Below are 19,648 nucleotides of genomic sequence, written 5' to 3'. Positions count from 1 at the left end.
GGCCATATTTTTACTCTGCACGCCGGAACGGCAGAGCCTTGTCAAGTCTCACCGCCAGAGGCGGTGGTTTACCTATGTGTTAATTAACCCGGCAATGAAATAGATAAGCCCTGATCGATTTCATTGTCGCCTGCGAAATACTTCTGCTGGTATTTCACGGGCTCGCGCCGGCCTGTGAACGATCGCGGCACCCCCTTGTATCGCATTAGCCCGATAACTTGTTAGTTTGTCGGGTTACTAATTTAAATAACTGATCAATAATCATCCATGGCCCGGAATGTTCTTGGTTTTGCCTATTGAGACCTATTTTAAGCCCATTAAGCTATACGGATATTCACCTCAGGGGCCTCGCTCACAGTACTCAACCAGCCCCGATGAGCAGCGCTACGCCCCTGTACCACATCAAAATAGAGGTTTTGCAAACGCCCGGTAATCAGCCCACGATGGCCGCTGCCGATGGAGCGGCCATCCAGTGAACTGATTGGTAGCACCTCAGCCGCAGTGCCAGTAAAAAAGGCCTCATCTGCGATATACACTTCATCCCGAGTGATACGCTTCTCCACCACCCGATAACCACACTCCCTCGCCAACTCAATAACCGTATCTCGGGTAATCCCATCTAGGCAGGAGGTAAGTTCTGGAGTATAGATTGTGCCATCACTGACAATAAAAAAGTTCTCTCCACTACCCTCCGCTACATAGCCTTCAGGGTCGAGCAGCAGTGCCTCGTCACAGCCATTGCGCACTGCTTCCTGCAGGGCCAGCATGGAATTGATGTAGTTGCCGTTGGCCTTGGCTTTGCACATACTGATGTTGACGTGGTGGCGGGTATAGGAAGAGGTATTCACCTTGATCCCCTGCTCCAGCGACTCTGGGCTCATGTAACTGGGCCACTCCCAGGAGGCGACAATCACATGGGTGTTCAGCCCCTCCGCACGCAACCCCATGCCCTCCGAACCGTAAAAGGCCATGGGACGCAGATAAGCCTGCTTAAGATTATTTTCCCTTACCACCAGGCGCTGCGCCTCATTCAATTCCTCAGCGCTGAAAGGCATGGGCATGTTCATAATTTTCGCGGAGCGAAATAACCGGCGGGTGTGGTCCTGCAGACGGAAAACACTAGCGCCTTGATCAGTTTCGTAAGCACGCACACCCTCAAACACTCCCATCCCGTAGTGCAGGGTATGGGTTAGTACATGCACGCGTGCATCGCGCCAGGGAACCAACTCACCGTCAAACCAGATGACGCCGTCGCGGTCGGCAAAAGACATGGGCAACTCCTACAAATCCTGAAAAACAGTTTAATCGGGCAGCGGGAGGTAGCCGGCTTTTAACCGAGCAATTGCTGCCAGTTTGTTTGAACGGTCTTTCTTTCCGCTGTGAAACGGTCATCGCTCACAATCCCTGGCAATTGTTGTAGTGCCAGGCGATGACCTTCAGATCGGTAGGCTTTGTAGGCGTCGATCAGATACTCGGCCTGTTTGGCCGGCATCAGGCCCGAGTCAATCAGACTTTCGAGAATGCGAATATTATCAGTGTAACGCACTATCGAGGGCGCGGTTTGTGCCCAGGCCAGAGCAGCATATTGAACCAAAAATTCAATATCGACAATACCGCCGCAGCCATGCTTGAGGTCGAAATTTTTATCATTGCTCTTATCCAGGTGGGAACGCATTTTATTGCGCATTCCGACCACTTCCTCACGCAATTTCTCCTCATTTCTGGGCTGGCAAAGCAATCTCAGTCTCAGCTCCTGGAAGTCACTAAACAAGCGCTTACTGCCCGCGACTGGTCGGGCTCGCACCAGAGCCTGGTGCTCCCAGGTCCAGGCACTTTCGCGCTGATACTTTTCAAACGCTGCCATTGAAGTGACTAACAAACCCGAGTTACCTGACGGGCGCAGCCGTGTGTCCACTTCATAGAGAGGACCGCTCAGAGTTCGGGTTTGCAAAATATGAATCAAACGCTGTGCCAAACGTGTATAGAAACGCAGGTTATCGATACTGGTTTCGCCGCTGGTATTGAGCTGGGGGTCAGCATCGTGCACAAACACAATATCCAGGTCGGAGCCATGGGCGAGTTCCAACCCACCGAGCTTGCCGTAAGCAATGATGGCAAAGCGCATATCCTCTGCCGTCGCGCCGGCAGGCAGCCCATATTTTTCCACCATTTGCGCCCAGGCCAGATGCAGAGACTGCTGCAAAATAGCCTCGGCAAGCCAGGTTAGGGAGTCACTGACTTTCATAAGGGGCAGAGCACCACTCACTTCCTGGGCAGCAATGCGCAAGCTCTGACTCTGTTTGAAATAGCGCAATGCCTCCATCTGATGTTCCAGATCGGAAGGGTCTACTCGCAACAGCTCACGGCGCAGTTCATCCGCGATATCCTCCGCTGTTGCCGGTGCCAGCAGACGACGTGAATCGAGCAACTCATCCAACAGGATCGGGTGGCGTGCCAGTTGCTCTGCAATACGCGGGCTGGCACTGCACAGGCGCACTAGCTGGCTCAGTACCGGCGGGTTTTCATTAATCAGGACTAAGTAGGCGCTGCGGCGCAATACAGACCGCGTCAAGGGAAGCACCCTCGCAAGCACCAGTAGCGGCTCTTCCTGCAAACTGGCGGCCGCCAGCAGCAACGGCATAAACTGATCCAGACGCTCTCGCGAGGAAGCCGGCAAGGCGACAACCATTGGCAAACTACTGAGTTCCTTCAGGAACTCCAAAGCCTCCTGTGCCGGAGCAAAGCCGGCGTTTTCCAAGGTTTGCAGGTTAATCTCATCCCCGCTGGATTCACAGCAACTGCCCCACAACCCCTGCCACTCCTCTGCCACTCGTGGCTCGGCAATTTCTTCCGGTGGTGCAATTACAGTATCAAATTCACGCTCAACAATATTGCGCACCCCGGCCAATTCACCGAGTAACTGCTCCCAATTATCACGCCCTAAAGCATAAGCCAGCCGCTGTCGTTCTTTGTTATCTTGCGGTAATGCCTGAGTTTGTTGATCTCGAAAAGCCTGCAGAGCGTGCTCTACCCGGCGCAGCAACAAGTAACAATTGGCAAGCTCACTGGCAACGCCCGGCTCAACATGGCCATCGCTTTCCAGCAAAGGTAGAAGTCGCAATAAGTTGCGTTCACGCAACGCTGGTTCGCGGCCTCCTCGAATAAGCTGGAATGCCTGGGCAATAAACTCCACCTCGCGGATCCCTCCGCGCCCCAACTTGATATTATCGGCCAGGCCACGAGCGCGCACCTGACGTTGAATCAGAGCTTTCATCTCGCGCAATGCGTCAATCGCACTAAAATCGATATAACGGCGATAGGTAAAAGGGCGTAGCAATTCCACCAGCTCTGCGGCAACTTCCCGGTCTCCCGCTACAGGGCGCGCTTTGACCATGGCGTAGCGCTCCCACTCACGCCCCTGAGTCTGGTAATAGTCCTCAAGGGCAGCGAAATGGCTTACCAGGGGTCCACTATCACCATAGGGGCGCAAACGCATATCTACGCGGAATACGAATCCATCGGACTTGATGGTATCCAGGGATTTAATCAAACGCTGCCCCAGGCGCTGGAAGAATTTCTGGTTTTCCACACACTGTTCACCATCGGTCTGGCCCGGCTCCGGGTAAGCAAAGATCAGGTCAATATCTGAGGAGAGATTCAGCTCCCGTGCCCCAAGCTTACCCATACCCAGTACAATCATGGCCTGTGCCTGCCCCTGCTTGTCCCGGGGCTCACCATGGCGCTGCACCAATTGAGCATGGTGCCAACCCAAAGCAGTTTCGATGCAGAGTTCTGCCAACTCACTCAGTCGCAAACATACCCGTGGAATATCCCACTGCCCGGCAAAATCGCGGAAAATAGCTTCTGCAGTAACTTGATTGCGCAACAGCCTCAATGCACTATCAAGGCTTTCATCGCTATCGAATTCGGGAGGAATCAACCCTAGGTCATCTTTTTTAAGTAATGCCAAAAGCAGCTGTGGTTGACGGCAGCACTGGCGGTGGAAAAATTCAGAGCCCATAAAGCTGCGCGCCAAACTTTCCTGGAGAACAGGATCCCGTAAAAGAGTCTCTGCCTCATGGGTAATTTCAGCGCCCGCTTGTTCGCTCCAATCGCGCCACTGCGCATCCAGTTGAGGCTTGAGGGACTCGGGGCAGTTGGCGCGTTCGAACATGGGGCATCAATCCTTAGTGCAAATACTTGGCTGGTGAGCCTGCCCACCAATGCTCCAGGCCCTTACAATTGTGGAACCAGTAGCCAGTGGCAACATGCTCGCGGCCATTACCCCAGCTCTGCTGCCACTAGGCAATCCGGTTCCAAAAATTGCCACTAGAAAGCAATATCCGGTGGGGGGGCTACCCGCAGGACTTCGGCCACAGTGGTCACTCCTGCCGCAACCTTTTTCGCTCCGGAGAGACGTAAACTATTCATACCTTCACGCATCGCCTGACGGCGCAGCAGTTGCAAGTCGCAATCTGGAGTAACCAGTGACTGTACGGATTCAGTAAAAGGTAATATTTCATAGATGCCCTGGCGCCCAAGGTAGCCAGTATTGCGACATTCCAGGCAGCCATCTGGGGCATAGATTTTTTCTGGTAATGGGGCCTTCCAGGGTCGCACAAGAGACTGCCAATCCGACTCTTCAATCTTGTCCTCCCGCTTACACGAGGGACACAGGGTCCTTACCAAGCGCTGTGCCATCACTCCCAGCACGGTGGATTTCAGTAAGTAATGGGGTAAACCCAAGTCGAGCAGGCGAGTTACCGCGGTGGGGGCGTCATTGGTATGCAGGGTAGATATCACCAGGTGACCCGTCAGCGCCGCCTGTACAGCCATCTGTGCGGTTTCCAGGTCACGGATCTCACCCACCATGATAATGTCGGGGTCCTGACGCATCAGGGTTCGAATCCCCGCGGCAAAATCAAAGCCGATGGAATGGTGCACCTGGGTCTGGTTGAAACTCTCCTCCACCATTTCAATGGGGTCTTCAATTGTAGAAACATTCACTGCGCTAGTGGCCAGCTGTTTGAGCCCCGTATACAACGTTGTGGTCTTACCAGAACCGGTAGGACCTGTGACCAGCACAATACCGTTAGGGCGTGACAGCATCGTCTGCCAGCGTATCAGATCATCGCCACCTAAGCCCAGATCGCTATAGGAGCGCGCCAGAACCTCGGGGTCGAAGATCCGCATGACCAGCTTTTCTCCAAAGGCGGTAGGCAGGGTAGAAAGGCGCAGCTCCACCTCACTGCCATCGGGCCTCTTAGTCTTAATACGCCCATCCTGGGGCTTGCGCTTCTCTGCCACATTCATACGACCAAGAATTTTTAGGCGACTGGTTACCGCTGCATTCACCTGGTCTGGCAGCTCGTGGATAGGATGCAACACGCCATCAATCCGAAAGCGGATACGCCCCACCTGTCGTCGCGGCTCAATATGGATATCACTGGCGCGCTGGTCGAATGCGTGTTGCAGCAGCCAATCAACGATATTGACGATATGCTGATCATTGGCTTCCGGGTCCTTGAGGTTGCCCAGCTCCAACAGCTGCTCAAAGTTATTCGCCGTCGAGGTGCCCTGTAAACCGCTGGCCCCGGAAATGGAATTGGCCAGAGAGTAAAATTCGATACAGTAGCGTTTAATATCCGCCGGGTCCGCCACTACCCGTCGCACCATACGACCACTGGTATGCTCCAATTGCTCCTCCCAGCCACGGGTAAAGGGCTGTGCAGTTGCGACGAGCAGCTCATCGGCACCAGCATCAACACACAATATCTGGTGGCGCTTGGCAAACTGGAAGCTCATTACCTCGGTCACCGCACTTACATTCACCTTGAGTGGATCGATATGGTAAAGGGGGTGGCTAGAGCTCTCCGCCAACCAGGCACTAAGTACTTCATTATTCAACAGAGCACCGGGGACCTTCTGATTGGGCAAATCACAGCTGGCGATATAGCTTAAGGGGTGCATCTGCGCCTGCTCAGCAGTGCGCGGGGTGCCTACGATTCGGTTGGCATCTTGTCTGTTTAAGTAGCCTTGGCTGACAAGATCCTCCAGCAGTCCACGTAAGTCCAACAGTCTGTCTGCAGCTTTGCTCTCTGCCATTGGTAAACCCCTTTATTCTCATATGGCGACGACGCATTGTAGCCCCATCTATAGGTCGTATCAGTGCATCGTTAACGCACTATTACCGAAGTTGCCCCGATTGGGGTACCATGCCGCCGTTTCGCACCCTGAGCAATGGAGCTAACCATGGCCCTGTCAAATATTGCCAATCTGTTTGGCCGCTCTCCGATCAAGCCGATCGAAAAGCATATGGCTACGGCCCACGAGGCTTCCGCCGATTTGATTCCGTTCTTCGATGCGCTGATTGAAGGTGATCTGGAAGAGGCAGAACAGATTCAATTACGTATCTCTGCTGCAGAGAACCGCGCCGATGACATCAAGAGAGATCTGCGCCTGCACCTGCCAGACAGCCTGTTTATGCCGGTCTCCAGATCTGACCTGCTTGAGCTGTTACACGCCCAAGACGAGGTGGCGAATACCGCTCAGGATATCGCTGGGTTGGCGATTGGCAGGAAGATGCAGATCCCAGAAAGCCTGCAACCGCTAATGGCAACCTTCGTCGAGAGTGCCGTAGCCACTTCCTCCCAGGCACTGCGTGCCATTAACGAGTTGGATGAGCTATTGGAAAGTGGTTTTGCTGGGCGTGAAGTCACCATCGCCAAACGCATGACTGAAGAACTTGACGAACTGGAACGCAAGTCAGACAAGCTTGAAATTGAGATTCGCGCGTCCCTGTTTGCCATAGAAAAAGACTTACCGCCGGTAGATGTGATATTCCTCTACCGAATCATTGAATGGATCGGCGAACTAGCCGATCGCTCCCACAGCGTGGGTAACCGTTTGCAGTTGTTGTTGGCACGTTAGGGGGTTCAACGTGGAAATTCTTAGTCAATACGGCCATATTTTATTGATTCTGGCCATTGTCGCGGGCTTCTTTATGGCCTGGGGCGTTGGTGCAAATGATGTCGCCAATGCCATGGGCACCTCAGTAGGCTCCGGCGCACTGACTATCAAACAGGCGATCGTAATCGCCATGATTTTCGAGTTTGCCGGCGCTTATCTGGCGGGCGGAGAAGTTACCGCAACCATACGCAAAGGCATCATCGATTCAGAAGTCTTTTCCTCACAGCCCCAGTTACTAGTGTACGGCATGCTGTCCGCTCTGCTCGCCGCTGGTACCTGGCTACTGGTAGCCAGCCTCCTCGGTTGGCCAGTATCTACCACCCACTCCATTGTTGGTGCCATCGTCGGCTTTTCCGCAGTGGGCATTTCCGCTGAAGCTGTAGCCTGGGGCAAAGTGGGCAGTATTGTAGCCAGCTGGGTGGTTTCTCCATTGTTGGCCGGCACCATATCCTTCCTACTGTTCCGCAGTGTTCAGCGCCTGATCCTCGATACCGAGGACCCCTTTGCCAACGCCAAGCGTTACATCCCTTTTTACATGTTCGCTGTGGGCTGGATGATCGCGATGGTCACCCTGACCAAAGGTTTGAAACATGTATTGAAGGACGCCAATATTAAACTGACATTTGTTCAGGACGCAGGTATTGCTGCCATTGCAGGCTTGATAGTAGCCGGCATCGGTATCGCGATGCTCAAGCGGGTTCAGCGCGACCCCTCTGCGGAATCCGAAAACCGCTTCGCCAATGTAGAGCGAGTATTCGCCATCCTGATGATCTTCACCGCCTGCGCCATGGCCTTCGCCCACGGCTCCAACGATGTGGCCAACGCTGTAGGCCCCCTCGCCGCCGTTGTGAACACTATCCAAAGCGGTGCGGTAACTGCCAAAGCCACCATGCCCTCATGGATACTACTCCTGGGTGGGTTGGGTATCGTAGTTGGCCTCGCCACTTATGGTTTCAAGGTAATGGCAACCATCGGCAAAAAGATAACCGAACTGACCCCAAGCCGAGGCTTTGCCGCCGAGCTGGGTGCCGCCGCCACCGTGGTTCTGGCTTCGGGAACCGGCCTGCCAATTTCCACCACCCATACACTGGTAGGAGCAGTACTGGGGGTCGGCTTAGCGCGCGGTATCGGCGCACTGAACCTGCGTATGATCACCACTATCGCGGCTTCCTGGGTAGTTACCCTGCCCGCAGGTGCCGGCATCGCCATTATCTTCTTCTATATCTTCAAGGCTGCGTTCGGCTGATTTCCCAGCTTGTGTTTTTGCCGAAAAGGGAAGCCCTAAGCTTCCCTTTTTTATTGCCCCTGATATACCACCCTCATAACTAGTCTAAGCTATTGCAACGCAGGGCCAGATTGCCTGCTCAATATTTCCCATACAAATTCCAGCCCTCACAGTCAATCACATCCTGTCGCAATGAAGACGATAAACACTTGCCAATGGACTGTCGGAACTTACTTGGCTCAGAGATTAAAGGATGCAGGTGTCCAGCACTATTTCACCCTCCCGGGTGACTACAACTTGGTATTGCTGGACCAGTTGCTGATGCACAAGGACCTGAAAATGATCAGCTGCTGTAATGAGCTGAATGCAGGCTATGCCGCCGATGGCTACGCCCGTGCCACGGGTGGACCATCGGCAGCTGTGGTCACTTTTTCTGTCGGCGGGTTGAGTATGATCAACGCGGTTGCTGGAGCCTATGCCGAGGACCTACCCTTAATCGCTATCTCCGGGGGGCCAAACACCAACTCGGAAGCAGAATGGGAGTATTTGCACCACACCCTGGGTAAGGTCGACTATCGCTACCAGCGGGAAATGTATTCACGTGTTACCGCCGAAACCGTGATTATCCACCACCCCTCACTGGCACCCGCCGCCATTGATCGCGCCATTGACACGGCGATGCTGCGTCGCAAGCCGGTATACATTGAGATCGCTGCAAACGTAGCCGGTGCTCACACTTCTGCACCTATCCCTCGCGGCTTCGCACGGCGTGTCACCAGTGATCCCGACTCTCTCGCCGCCGCAGCCGAACATGTCGCTGATTTCCTGAATGCGGCTGAGAGGCCGGTACTCATCGCAGGCAGTAAAATCCGAGCAGCCAATGCTCGTGGCGCCTTGCACGAGCTGGCACAAAACTGTAACTATGGTCTCGCCACCATGCCAGATGCCAAAGGCATGGTATCTGAAACCCACGATAACTTTATGGGCATCTACTGGGGTCCAGTAAGCACGCCGGGTTGTAGCGAAATTGTCGATACTTCTGATGCACTACTGTTCGCCGGCCCACAATTCACTGACTATACAACTACTGGGCACCAACTCGGATATGAAAAAAGCCGGGCAATTATCTGCCACCCCGCTTCAGTACAACTCGGGGAGACCTGTTACAGCAATGTGCATATGAATGACTTACTCGAGGCTCTTGAAGGGCGACTCAAAGCCAACAATGCCGCACTCAAAGCCTATCGCAGAGTCAGCAGCCCCAAACATATTCCACGAGCGGGCAAACCTGCTACCCCGTTAGGCATCCGACAATTATTTGCGCGCATTCAAAAGTTGCTGGACCGCAAAAGTACGCTTTTAGTAGAAACCGGAGACTCCTGGTTTAATGGCATGGAACTGTCATTGCCGGAAGGTGCAGAGTTTGAAATCCAGATGCAATATGGGAGCATCGGTTGGTCAGTGGGAGCGACACTGGGCTATGCACTGGGTATGAGTAAAGGTCGTTTAATTTCCTGCATCGGCGACGGCTCCTTCCAGCTGACTGCACAGGAAATCTCCACCATGATCCGCTATCAGGTTGACCCTATCATTTTCCTGATCAACAACGGGGGATACACCATTGAAGTGGAAATCCACGATGGTCCCTATAACAAGATAAAAAACTGGAACTATGCCCAGTTGGTTGAAGTTTTTAGTGCTGGGGAAGGTGATGCCTGGGGCTGTAAAGTGAGCACAGAGGGGGAGCTGGACAAGGCAATCAAGGAAGCTAAAAGCCGCAGGGGCCTATGCTTGATTGAGGTAATCATCGACCGCAACGACTGCAATGTAAATCTGTTACGCTGGGGCAACCAGGTAGCGAGAAATAACAGCCGCGAAAACCGGAGCATGTAAAACTGGAAAACACCATATAGCTGGAAGTTGATTTCGACGGCTAATGCGAGGAGGTTCCCGATGCCCAGGCTGCAGACATTTGCCAGCATTAGCGACTCATCCTCACCCCAGCTTCCAATTGCCCGCTACGTCAGTAAGATGCCCCTCTCCTCAAATAACAGTGCTACAGCACTTAAGTATCAGGCCGCTCCCAATGCCATTGCTGATCGTTGTCACACTCCTTTGGGCCTTTTCTTTCAGCCTGATCGGTATCTACTTGGCAGGCCAGGTGGACAGTTACTTTTCCGCAATGACCCGCGTACTGCTGGCATCTTTGGTATTCCTGCCCCTACTACAATGGCGGGATTCAGATACTCGTAGCGCTGTGACACTGATGGCTATTGGCGGAATACAGCTGGGGATAATGTACCTTTTTTACTACCAGTCGTTCCTTTTGCTGAGTGTTCCAGAAGTACTGTTATTCACAATTTTTACGCCTTTATACATCACACTCCTGTATGACTTACTGGAGCGACGGCTGTCTCTTTGGAACCTGATGGTCGCCTTGCTCGCAGTTTCCGGCGCAGCCGTTATTCGTTGGGACTCGCCAGATGGCGATTACTGGAGTGGATTTGCCGTTGTTCAGGGAGCAAACCTGTGCTTTGCACTGGGCCAGGTGGCCTACAAGCAGTTTATGCGACGTCAGCAGAGACTGGCACCCAGGCAGACTTTTGGTTGGTTTTTCCTCGGCGCCAGTTTGGTCACCGTGACAGCCTGGATACTGCTCGGAAAAGCCCACTACCCACAGAATGGAGTACAGTGGGGAATACTGCTTTGGCTTGGACTGGCCGCCTCAGGGCTTGGCTATTTCCTATGGAATAAAGGTGCCACCCAGGTCTCTGCCGCAACCCTGGCAGCGATGAATAATGCCCTGATTCCCATGGGATTGCTGGTGAATCTGTTAATCTGGAATCGCGACGCCGATATCGTAAAGCTTGCGATCGGGGGAGGCGTGCTCACTGCTGCCGTAATGCTCAATGAATGGCGTAACAAGCAAAGGGAGATTCACCATGGCAAGTACCACACTACCTGACCTCAATGACCAGCTGCGCCAACTGATTGCCTGCCCAAGCGTCAGTGCCGTTGATCCAGCACTGGATATGGGAAACCTCCCAGTATTGGAAATACTTTCAACCTGGCTGGAAACTCTAGGCTTTAAAGTGGAGTTGATGCCAATACCTGATAACCCCAATAAAGCCAATATGATCGCTACCCTGGGCAGAAGTACAGATGTCAATGGCGGCCTGATTCTATCCGGACATACCGATACAGTACCTTACGACGAGGGGCGCTGGCAGTCAGATCCCTTCAAGTTGCAGGAGCGCGAGAATCGTCTCTACGGGCTGGGTACCAGCGATATGAAAGGTTTCTTTCCCCTCGCTATTGAAGCGGCCAAGTCCTTCGCCGACAAACCGCTACGCCGACCATTAACGATTTTAGCCACGGCCGATGAGGAAAGCTCCATGGCTGGAGCACGTGCTCTAGCCATGGCCGGGCGACCTCTCGGACGCTTTGCTGTCATTGGGGAACCTACGGGTTTGCGTCCAATTCGTATGCATAAAGGGATAATGATGGAAGCTGTGCGAATTACTGGGCAATCCGGCCACTCCTCCAACCCCACCCTTGGAGCCAGCGCTCTGGAAGCCATGCACACGGTTATCGGTGAGTTGTTATCTTTGCGTGGAGAATGGCAGCAAAAGTACAATAATCCGGGATTTGAAATTCCCGTGCCTACTATGAATCTAGGCTGTATACACGGCGGCGATAACCCCAACCGGATATGTGGCTCAACTGAATTGCAATTGGATATACGCCCACTGCCAGGCATGCACCCTGTTGACCTGCGCGCAGAATTAAATAACCGCCTGCAGAACTGTATCGAGGACAAGAAGATCCATATCGATTTAGCTCCACTGTGCCCAAGTACCGAACCATTTGAGCAGGATATAAATTCCGAACTCCTCAAGGTAGCAGAAAAGCTGACAGGTCACAGCCCAGAAAGTGTTGCCTTTTGCACCGAGGCACCCTACTTGAAGAGTATGAATATTGACACTATCGTGCTCGGCCCCGGCGATATAGACCAAGCCCATCAACCGGATGAATACCTTGGCCTCGACCGTATCAACCCAATGGTGGAGATATTGCGCAGCCTGATTGCCCGCTTCTGTGTCTGACAGCTGCGCAATAGGCCTCAAGGCTTCGGATCACACTTGGGACAGGCAGAATTTCGGCAGGCTTTGCCCATCAACCGGCAAGCACCTCAACAGATGGTAACGTATTAGTGAGCGACGATAACGCTTCCCTCAATTGGTTCCGCCACGCGGCACCCTATATCAACGACCTGCGCAGCAGTACTCTGGTCATTGGCATTCCTGGCGATGCCCTGGAGCAAGCCAATTTCCGCAATCTGGTACACGATCTGGCACTGCTTGCCAGCCTCGGCGTTCGCCTGGTGGTCGTGCATGGCGCCCGGGCTCAGGTGAATCGCGCACTGAGAGCACAAGGTATCGAGAGCCATTTTCACGAGAATAACCGGATCACCAATCGCGAAAGCCTTGAGGTCATCAAGGCCGCCGTAGGCAGGTTGCGTTTCGAGATCGAGGCTGCCTTTTCCCAGGGGCTTCCCGACTCCCCCATGGCCCGCTCCGCATTGAAGGTCATCTCGGGCAATCTGGTAACAGCCCGCCCCTGTGGAGTACTGGATGGGGTGGACCTGGGCTGGACAGGCACCGTCAGGCGAATGGAAGTAAATACCATAGAGCAAGCCCTTGACCAGGGTGCTCTGGTATTGCTCTCCCCGCTGGGCACCTCTCTGACCGGTGAGCTGTTTAATATCAATTACCTCGACCTAGCCGCTGAGGCCGCGCGCGTCCTACACGCCGAAAAGCTGGTGCTGTTCCGCGAACCAGCCCAATTAACCCTGGACAACAACCCGGTGCACGAACTCAGCATTGTGCAGGCCGAACAGGCTGCCGCAAAGATTCAAAGTGAAGCCCTGCAATGTGCTATCCGCGCCTGTAATTCCGGAATCGCCCGTACCCACCTGCTCAGCTATCGCCAGAGTGGCGTCCTGATCCAAGAGCTGTTTCGTCGCGAGGGTGCCGGTACCATGATCTATCGGGATAGCTATGAAGTGGTACGACGCGCTCGGATCACCGATGTCGGCGGAATTCTTGGTCTAATTCGCCCCCTGGAGAAACAGGGGGTCTTGGTGCGTCGCTCACGGGAAAAACTTGAAGCCGAAATAGAGCACTTCACTCTGGTGGAAGTTGATGGCACCCCAGTGGCCTGTGCCGCACTCTATCCGATCAACGAGGACAACAATACAACGTTCACCGCAGAGATCGCCTGCGTGGCCAGCCATCCGGAGTTCCGTGGTGGCGGGCGCGGCGCCAAACTGATGCGCCATTTAGAGCGCCAAGCGCGCACTCTCAATATTGGTGAACTCTATGTGCTTACCACCCAGGCAGAGCACTGGTTTATCGAGCAGGGGTTCGAACAGATAGCTATCAGCGACCTGCCCGCTTCGCGTAAATCCCTTTACAACATCCAGCGCAACTCGCGGATTCTGCGCAAATGCCTTACCATTGCCAACCCTTCATAAATTGCACTACCCGAAATATTTATCCTATTCGAATGTGCGGTCAAACCGGGATGCGCGAAATCATCCCTGAAATCGCCTTTTTTTGCTAGGATGTCGCTCTTACTTATCGAGCCGGATTCCCGCACCATGCCCAGATACCGATCCCGTACTTCTACCGCCGGTCGCAATATGGCCGGCGCCCGTGCCCTGTGGCGCGCCACCGGCATGACAGACGAAGATTTCCACAAGCCCATCATTGCCATCGCCAACTCCTTCACCCAGTTTGTACCCGGTCACGTACACTTGAAAGATATGGGACAACTGGTTGCGCGGGAAATCGAACGGGCCGGCGGGGTCGCCAAGGAGTTCAACACCATCGCAGTGGACGATGGCATCGCCATGGGCCACGATGGCATGCTCTACAGCCTGCCCAGTCGTGAGATTATCGCCGACTCGGTGGAATATATGGTCAACGCGCACTGTGCCGATGCCCTGGTGTGTATCTCCAATTGCGACAAGATCACTCCGGGCATGCTGATGGCCGCCCTGCGCCTCAATATCCCGGTGATCTTTGTATCCGGTGGGCCTATGGAGGCAGGCAAAACCAAGCTGGCAGATCACAAACTCGACTTGGTGGATGCGATGGTCATCGCCGCCACAGACACCGCCTCCGACGAAGAAGTGGCCGAGTACGAACGCTCCGCCTGCCCCACCTGCGGCTCCTGCTCCGGTATGTTCACCGCCAACTCCATGAACTGCCTGACCGAAGCTTTGGGTCTATCGCTGCCGGGAAACGGCACCATGCTGGCTACCCACGCCGACCGCAAGGAGTTATTCCTGCGCGCTGGCCGCGAGATCCTAGCCCTGACCAAGCGCTATTACGAGCAGGATGACGAGAGCGCCCTACCGCGCAATATCGCCAATCGCACCGCCTTCCGTAATGCCATGGCACTGGATATTGCTATGGGAGGTTCCACCAATACCGTCCTGCACCTGCTGGCAACTGCTCAGGAGGGTGAAATTGAGTTCACTCTGGAAGATATCGATCGTCTCTCCCGTGAAGTACCCCAACTGTGCAAGGTAGCGCCCAATACCGAAAAATACCACATCGAAGATGTGCACCGTGCAGGCGGTGTTATGGCTATCCTCGGGGAATTGGAAGCCGCGGGGCTTATCGATGCCTCCCTGCCAACAGCTTACGGCGGATCACTCGCTGACGCCCTGGCTCGCTGGGATATTTGTCGTACAGACGACCAATCTGTACTCGAATTCTATCGCGCGGGGCCTGCAGGTATTCCCACCCAAAAGGCGTTCAGCCAGGACTGTCGCTGGTCCACTCTGGATGCTGACCGCCAGCGCGGCTGTATTCGCTCTGCCGAGCACGCCTACTCCTCTGAGGGGGGGCTTGCGGTTCTGTTTGGTAACTTGGCTCCCAATGGTTGTGTCGTAAAGACTTCGGGCGTGGATGAAGCATTGTGGCATTTTGAGGGACCAGCTCATGTGGTTGAAAGCCAGGAAGAGGCGGTTTCCCATATTCTCGAAGGCAAAGTGCGCAAGGGCGACGCCATTATCGTGCGCTACGAGGGCCCCAAAGGCGGTCCCGGCATGCAAGAGATGTTGTACCCCACCAGCTACCTGAAATCCATGGGACTGGGAGAGCACTGTGCGTTGATTACCGATGGACGCTTTTCTGGAGGGACATCCGGCCTCTCTATTGGCCACGTATCCCCAGAAGCAGCATCCGGTGGCAATATCGCTCTAGTACGAAACGGCGATCCAATACGTATCGATATTCCCGCACGGAAGATAGAGATCGTAGTCAGTGAAGACGAGCTTGATAAACGGCGCCGGGAAATAGCCAAGCTCGGAAAGAAAGCCTGGAAACCTAGTGAAGAACGCCCCCGTAAAGTCAGTAAGGCCCTAAAAGCTTATGCATTACTGGCAACCAGTGCTGACCGGGGCGCAGTACGGGAAATCGATTAACCAAGAATCACAAACCAGAAAAACGGCCCTGCAGGGCCGTTTTTTCATTTTACTCAGCCAATTTATAGGTAATGCGATTGCGAACCCCATAGCGCTCTATAGGCTTTCCATCCTCTACTTGGGGCTGATATTTAAAACGCTCAGCTGCGGCAAGTGCTGAACGATCGAATATCCTGGTGGGATTACCAACGCTGTCAAACGCACCGACAACTCGAACATCTTGTACCGCACCTGTTTTAGTCACCGTGAACTCAACAATTACATACCCTTCAATCCCTCTTCGCATCGCCGCACTAGGGTAGCGGGGAGAGGGCTTATACACTGGTACGGGATCACGCGATACCAAAACAGGGGTTGTACTAGTCGGAGTAGGCGCACCGATCGTTAAGGTCGTATTAACCGGGGTGATTTCGGGATCCAAAACTCTTGTTTTCGGTTGTTCAATCACTACCTGTGGTGGTTCAGGTTGTTCAAACTTCTGAGTAACTATCACCTTCTTGGGCATATGAACCGGCTTAATCGGAAGCAAAGTGTTCAACTTTGGTTCTTCGATATCACTCGCAACCAGCTGGCTCATAAGAAAAATCAACCCCAGGGTAATTAAGGCAGCATAAGCCAAACCCTTCGCATAGGCTGTAAATAAATGACGCTGGAAAAATAAGGGGTTGGAAATTGCCGGATAAACTCTATCCATAACACCTCTCCTATTATTATTAGGGTGTAAAAGCGGCACTAAAAATACCGAAATGGAAAAAGCTGATCAGCTGACTCTAATCATTAGCCAACTCACAGGAAAATGCAAATAGTTCGTTAATACAGGCCGCATCAACATTTTATATCGCCAGAAAAAGGGAAAGGAGCATAAAAAAAGCCGCACATTTCTGTACGGCTTTTTCAAAGAGTGAAAAGTAGTTAAGCGTTAAATTGCCAGCTGCTTTTCACGCTCCTGTTCACCTTTAACAAAGGATATCCACTGCTTGGCAAACTTCTCCGAACGCTCATCTTTCGCGGCCTTCTTAAGGCTTGTAAGGGCTGCGTCATAGCGCTTCAGGTTGGCATTAGCCATACCCATTACAACATGCAGAGAGTCCACCCGTTTAATCTTACCTTTTTGCAGGGCTTTCTTACCCATAGAAATGGCTTTCTCATTCTGGTCCAGATCCAGGTAGATACCGGCCAGGCGCGAGTAGATTTCACCCTTGTCAGACAAACTGGCAGCAGCTTCCAACTGTGGAATCGCTTTCTGCAACTCTTGAGCCATCTGGTAAGCCTGGGCCAGAGTTTCCAGATTCTTCGCTGTACGCGGAATCTTCTTCTCTTTGATGCCCTTGGCAATCACCTTAGCGCCTTTATAAGGCATTTCATGCCCCATAAAGAGATAGCCCATGTTCAGCAGGTCTTTATCCTTCTCCAAAGCACCGGCAATATAAGCCGCTTCCATCATATGCAGCTGGTCTTTATCACGCTTCAGCTCACCATACATAGCAGCCAGTGTTTTGTAGTACACAGGCTTCGGATAATGCTTCACCAGTTTTTCCAGAACACCGGCTACTTTCTTGTAGTCGTTGCGCTCGAAATAAATGTACTGCTGCAGTCCGTACCAACCTTCCTTAGGTACCTTGCCCTCTTTCTCGTACATGGATACCGCTACGTTGATATCTGCGAGGGCCTTGTTTTGGTCACCGGTCTGATTGTAGGCCTGGGCGCGCAACGCATAAGAGTCCGCAGTAATGCGATCTGAAACCTTCCACCATTTATTCAGGTAGTTGATCGCCTGCTTGTAGTCCTCGGTTACAAAGTACAGCTGAGCCAGAGTAAACAGGGTACCCACCTCAAGAGCTACTGGCAGGTTTTTTTCACCCTGATTCAGCACTTTCTTGAAATAGGGAATCGCTTCCTTGTAACGCTCAGTACTGTAGTAAACAACACCGAAGAAGTTATACATCTGGGCTATTTCATAGCCGTTAAACCTCTTCTTGCTGGCGTCCATGTCTTTAAGTGCGGCAAGAGCCCCCGCCCAATCTTCTGCATCTGCAGCTTCCTGGGCCTTTTCCAGCTTCTTGTATGCGACTTCGCGCATCGCTGGAACTTTACGGGTCTTCTGCTTACTGGGTTTTTTTTGCTCCTGCGCCTGTGCCGAGGCGAAAGGTGCGGAAACACCCGCTGCCTCGAGCACGGTAACACTAACCGCCGGTGCCAGAACCAGGGGTAGCGCCACTGAAGTGCGTAGCGCGAGCTTGGACAAACTTTTTGTAATGCTTGTCAACTTCATAGTGCTTCCCCTTATTTCTCAGCCATATTAAAGCTGATCTTGGTCCTCACGTTGGGGACTTCAGTCGGCTTGCCATCGACTACCCGCGGCTTGTACTTGTACTTCAATGCAGACTTAAGCGCGGCCCTATTGAAAACAGTGGTCGGCTTACCATTCAAGGTGAAAGCTTCAATGACAATCGGATCACGTACAGAACCGTTAGTAGTCACCGTATACTCAACAATCACATACCCTTCCAGACCACGCTGAAGTGCGCGGCGGGGATATTGTGGTTGCACCTTAACGATAGGCAGATAATCACCCTCACCAAAGCTGAAGCCCGACAGCTTAACGCCACCACTCGCTCGCGGAGCCGCAACACTGATACTGGTATCAACATTCGGGTCTTCAAACTCAGGCTCAGGCATCTCCGGCGGAGGCGTTTCCGGCTCTTCCGGTTTTACCGGCTTGGTTGTATCGTATTGTGTTTCGATCTTCTGCTCAGGCATCACCACATCGGCAACCTTGAACTGCTCCTTATCCTCTGGAGCCTTCATGTTTGCCTCAATCAGCTGATGCATGGTGAAGATGAGGCCAAAGGTAGTGGCTACCGCCAACGCACCTGCCCCAAGAAGTCTTACCGGGTTCATAGCTGTTAACTCTTTTCTGTCGCGACCGAAACTTTCTTGATACCGATCTTCCTGGCTGCTTCCGCAATCAGGGCAATCTTCTCAATACTGGCTTCCTTATCGGGCTGAATTACCAACCACCCTTTCGGGTTTTCCGAGTAGAGGCGCTCTAGGACGATTCTTACCTGGCGCTCATCAACCTTATCTTTGGCAATCCAGATCTCATCACTTTCGTTGATCGCTACCAGAATAGAGGCGGCCTTGAGTTCAGCGGTTGTCGCATCCGGCTTCTCAACATCAGCACCCGGCTCTTTAATAAAGGTCGCGGTGACGATAAAGAAGATCAGCATGATAAACACCACGTCCAGCATGGGCGTGAGGTCAATCGCTCCAGCTTCTTCTGCCGTATTTTGTCTTTTGCTCATAGCAACTCTCTTAGCGAACTTTCCCTCGGAGGGCTCTCAGGGAGCACCCCCGGCGAAAATTTCTGGTTGGCTAAACCTTCACAGCAAATAAGCTCGCCTATTCGCTGATGTGTGCTTAGTGATCCATCGTCAGATGATCTTCCAGCAGCTGTGTCTCACGCTCTGCCTTACGGGTAAGGTAGGTATTGGCAAATACACCGGAGAGGGCCGCAACCATGCCCGCCATCGTCGGGATAGTCGCCATGGATACACCACTGGCCATCTGCTTAGCGTCACCACCACCTGTGATCGCAAGAACATCGAACACGTTGATCATACCCCAGACCGTACCCAGCAACCCGAACAGGGGCGCGAGGGCAACACAGGCCTGGATCAAGTCCATATTGTCCTGAATTTTCTCGGATACCCGGGAGATCATCGCGTAGCGGATCTGGTGCGAACCCCAGGAGTTGCGCTCACTGCGCCCCTCCCACTGGTTTACCGCACCCTGAACATCTTCCTTCAACGCTTTGTTGAAGTAGAAGACCCGCTCAAAAATCAGCGTCCACATAAAGAAGGTCAGGCCGGCGATCAGGAACAGTACTGGCCCGCCCGACGCCATAAAGGCGTTGACGGCGGCCCATGCGTCGATTAATGCGTGCATGTTGCCGC

15 protein-coding genes are annotated in these 19,648 nt (G+C 53.2%); 7 read left to right on the top strand and 8 right to left on the bottom strand.

Features of this window, described 5'->3' with window-relative positions:
* Nucleotides 1-317: 317 nt before the first annotated feature.
* The 3 genes from ACCI49_RS03095 to tfpB form a co-directional block, all read right to left on the bottom strand.
* Nucleotides 318-1,271, bottom strand: a complete 954-nt coding sequence (locus tag ACCI49_RS03095) for a branched-chain amino acid transaminase (protein WP_371837512.1) — start codon at nucleotides 1,269-1,271, stop codon at nucleotides 318-320.
* 59 nt (nucleotides 1,272-1,330) lie between these two features.
* The gene (gene glnE, locus ACCI49_RS03090) at nucleotides 1,331-4,174 is read right to left on the bottom strand and encodes a bifunctional [glutamate--ammonia ligase]-adenylyl-L-tyrosine phosphorylase/[glutamate--ammonia-ligase] adenylyltransferase (protein ID WP_371837511.1); all 2,844 of its coding nucleotides are present in this window, start codon (nucleotides 4,172-4,174) and stop codon (nucleotides 1,331-1,333) included.
* A gap of 155 nt (nucleotides 4,175-4,329) precedes the next feature.
* On the bottom strand, nucleotides 4,330-6,105 hold the full coding sequence (gene tfpB, locus ACCI49_RS03085) for a type IV pilus assembly ATPase TfpB (RefSeq protein ID WP_371837510.1): 1,776 nt from the start codon (nucleotides 6,103-6,105) through the stop codon (nucleotides 4,330-4,332).
* A gap of 147 nt (nucleotides 6,106-6,252) precedes the next feature.
* On the opposite strand from tfpB, the gene ACCI49_RS03080 reads away from it, so the two are divergent.
* The 7 genes from ACCI49_RS03080 to ilvD all read left to right on the top strand — a co-directional run bounded on the left by ACCI49_RS03080 (nucleotide 6,253) and on the right by ilvD (nucleotide 15,692).
* Nucleotides 6,253-6,930: a TIGR00153 family protein gene (locus ACCI49_RS03080; RefSeq protein ID WP_371837509.1), complete on the top strand. Its 678-nt coding sequence runs from the start codon at nucleotides 6,253-6,255 to the stop codon at nucleotides 6,928-6,930.
* Nucleotides 6,931-6,940: 10 nt separating this feature from the next.
* Entirely contained in the window at nucleotides 6,941-8,215 is a 1,275-nt protein-coding gene (locus ACCI49_RS03075) for an inorganic phosphate transporter (protein WP_371837508.1), read from the top strand.
* A 171-nt stretch (nucleotides 8,216-8,386) separates the two neighbouring features.
* Nucleotides 8,387-10,087 (top strand): thiamine pyrophosphate-binding protein, encoded by a 1,701-nt coding sequence (locus ACCI49_RS03070; RefSeq protein WP_371837507.1) that lies wholly within the window; start codon nucleotides 8,387-8,389, stop codon nucleotides 10,085-10,087.
* 193 nt (nucleotides 10,088-10,280) lie between these two features.
* On the top strand, nucleotides 10,281-11,159 hold the full coding sequence (locus ACCI49_RS03065; protein ID WP_371837506.1) for a carboxylate/amino acid/amine transporter: 879 nt from the start codon (nucleotides 10,281-10,283) through the stop codon (nucleotides 11,157-11,159).
* Nucleotides 11,137-12,300 (top strand): acetylornithine deacetylase, encoded by a 1,164-nt coding sequence (argE, locus tag ACCI49_RS03060; protein WP_371837505.1) that lies wholly within the window; start codon nucleotides 11,137-11,139, stop codon nucleotides 12,298-12,300. Before ACCI49_RS03065 ends, argE begins: the two co-directional genes overlap by 23 nt.
* Nucleotides 12,301-12,407: 107 nt before the next feature.
* Nucleotides 12,408-13,730, top strand: coding sequence for an amino-acid N-acetyltransferase (gene argA, locus ACCI49_RS03055; RefSeq protein WP_371837504.1), 1,323 nt, complete (start codon nucleotides 12,408-12,410; stop codon nucleotides 13,728-13,730).
* 126 nt (nucleotides 13,731-13,856) lie between these two features.
* Complete coding sequence (ilvD, locus tag ACCI49_RS03050; protein ID WP_371837502.1) at nucleotides 13,857-15,692, top strand: dihydroxy-acid dehydratase; 1,836 nt, start codon at nucleotides 13,857-13,859, stop codon at nucleotides 15,690-15,692.
* Nucleotides 15,693-15,741: 49 nt separating this feature from the next.
* Here the strand turns inward: ilvD and ACCI49_RS03045 are convergent, their stop codons facing one another.
* From ACCI49_RS03045 to ACCI49_RS03025, 5 genes are all read right to left on the bottom strand, one after another.
* Nucleotides 15,742-16,386 (bottom strand): energy transducer TonB, encoded by a 645-nt coding sequence (locus ACCI49_RS03045; RefSeq protein ID WP_371837501.1) that lies wholly within the window; start codon nucleotides 16,384-16,386, stop codon nucleotides 15,742-15,744.
* A gap of 225 nt (nucleotides 16,387-16,611) precedes the next feature.
* Complete coding sequence (locus tag ACCI49_RS03040; protein ID WP_371837500.1) at nucleotides 16,612-17,964, bottom strand: tetratricopeptide repeat protein; 1,353 nt, start codon at nucleotides 17,962-17,964, stop codon at nucleotides 16,612-16,614.
* A gap of 11 nt (nucleotides 17,965-17,975) precedes the next feature.
* Nucleotides 17,976-18,593 (bottom strand): energy transducer TonB, encoded by a 618-nt coding sequence (locus ACCI49_RS03035; RefSeq protein ID WP_371837499.1) that lies wholly within the window; start codon nucleotides 18,591-18,593, stop codon nucleotides 17,976-17,978.
* A 5-nt stretch (nucleotides 18,594-18,598) separates the two neighbouring features.
* Nucleotides 18,599-18,997, bottom strand: a complete 399-nt coding sequence (locus ACCI49_RS03030) for an ExbD/TolR family protein (protein ID WP_371837498.1) — start codon at nucleotides 18,995-18,997, stop codon at nucleotides 18,599-18,601.
* A gap of 115 nt (nucleotides 18,998-19,112) precedes the next feature.
* Nucleotides 19,113-19,640, bottom strand: coding sequence for a MotA/TolQ/ExbB proton channel family protein (locus ACCI49_RS03025; protein WP_371837497.1), 528 nt, complete (start codon nucleotides 19,638-19,640; stop codon nucleotides 19,113-19,115).
* Nucleotides 19,641-19,648: the final 8 nt, after the last annotated feature.

It is taken from the genome of Microbulbifer epialgicus, from assembly GCF_041447265.1.
Taxonomy (GTDB): domain Bacteria; phylum Pseudomonadota; class Gammaproteobacteria; order Pseudomonadales; family Cellvibrionaceae; genus Microbulbifer; species Microbulbifer epialgicus.
Note: the sequence above shows the minus strand (reverse complement) of the source record. Positions and strands in the feature narration are given on the sequence as shown.

What these genes read in the sequence shown, in the direction of transcription:
- ACCI49_RS03095 (WP_371837512.1), bottom strand. Translation starts at nt 1,271, where the DNA reads ATGTCTTTTGCCGACCGCGACGGCGTCATCTGGTTTGACGGTGAGTTG.
- glnE (WP_371837511.1), bottom strand. Translation starts at nt 4,174, where the DNA reads ATGTTCGAACGCGCCAACTGCCCCGAGTCCCTCAAGCCTCAACTGGAT.
- tfpB (WP_371837510.1), bottom strand. Translation starts at nt 6,105, where the DNA reads ATGGCAGAGAGCAAAGCTGCAGACAGACTGTTGGACTTACGTGGACTG.
- ACCI49_RS03080 (WP_371837509.1), top strand. Translation starts at nt 6,253, where the DNA reads ATGGCCCTGTCAAATATTGCCAATCTGTTTGGCCGCTCTCCGATCAAG.
- ACCI49_RS03070 (WP_371837507.1), top strand. Translation starts at nt 8,387, where the DNA reads ATGAAGACGATAAACACTTGCCAATGGACTGTCGGAACTTACTTGGCT.
- ACCI49_RS03065 (WP_371837506.1), top strand. Translation starts at nt 10,281, where the DNA reads ATGCCATTGCTGATCGTTGTCACACTCCTTTGGGCCTTTTCTTTCAGC.
- argE (WP_371837505.1), top strand. Translation starts at nt 11,137, where the DNA reads ATGGCAAGTACCACACTACCTGACCTCAATGACCAGCTGCGCCAACTG.
- ilvD (WP_371837502.1), top strand. Translation starts at nt 13,857, where the DNA reads ATGCCCAGATACCGATCCCGTACTTCTACCGCCGGTCGCAATATGGCC.
- ACCI49_RS03045 (WP_371837501.1), bottom strand. Translation starts at nt 16,386, where the DNA reads ATGGATAGAGTTTATCCGGCAATTTCCAACCCCTTATTTTTCCAGCGT.
- ACCI49_RS03040 (WP_371837500.1), bottom strand. Translation starts at nt 17,964, where the DNA reads ATGAAGTTGACAAGCATTACAAAAAGTTTGTCCAAGCTCGCGCTACGC.
- ACCI49_RS03035 (WP_371837499.1), bottom strand. Translation starts at nt 18,593, where the DNA reads ATGAACCCGGTAAGACTTCTTGGGGCAGGTGCGTTGGCGGTAGCCACT.
- ACCI49_RS03030 (WP_371837498.1), bottom strand. Translation starts at nt 18,997, where the DNA reads ATGAGCAAAAGACAAAATACGGCAGAAGAAGCTGGAGCGATTGACCTC.
- ACCI49_RS03025 (WP_371837497.1), bottom strand. Translation starts at nt 19,640, where the DNA reads ATGCACGCATTAATCGACGCATGGGCCGCCGTCAACGCCTTTATGGCG.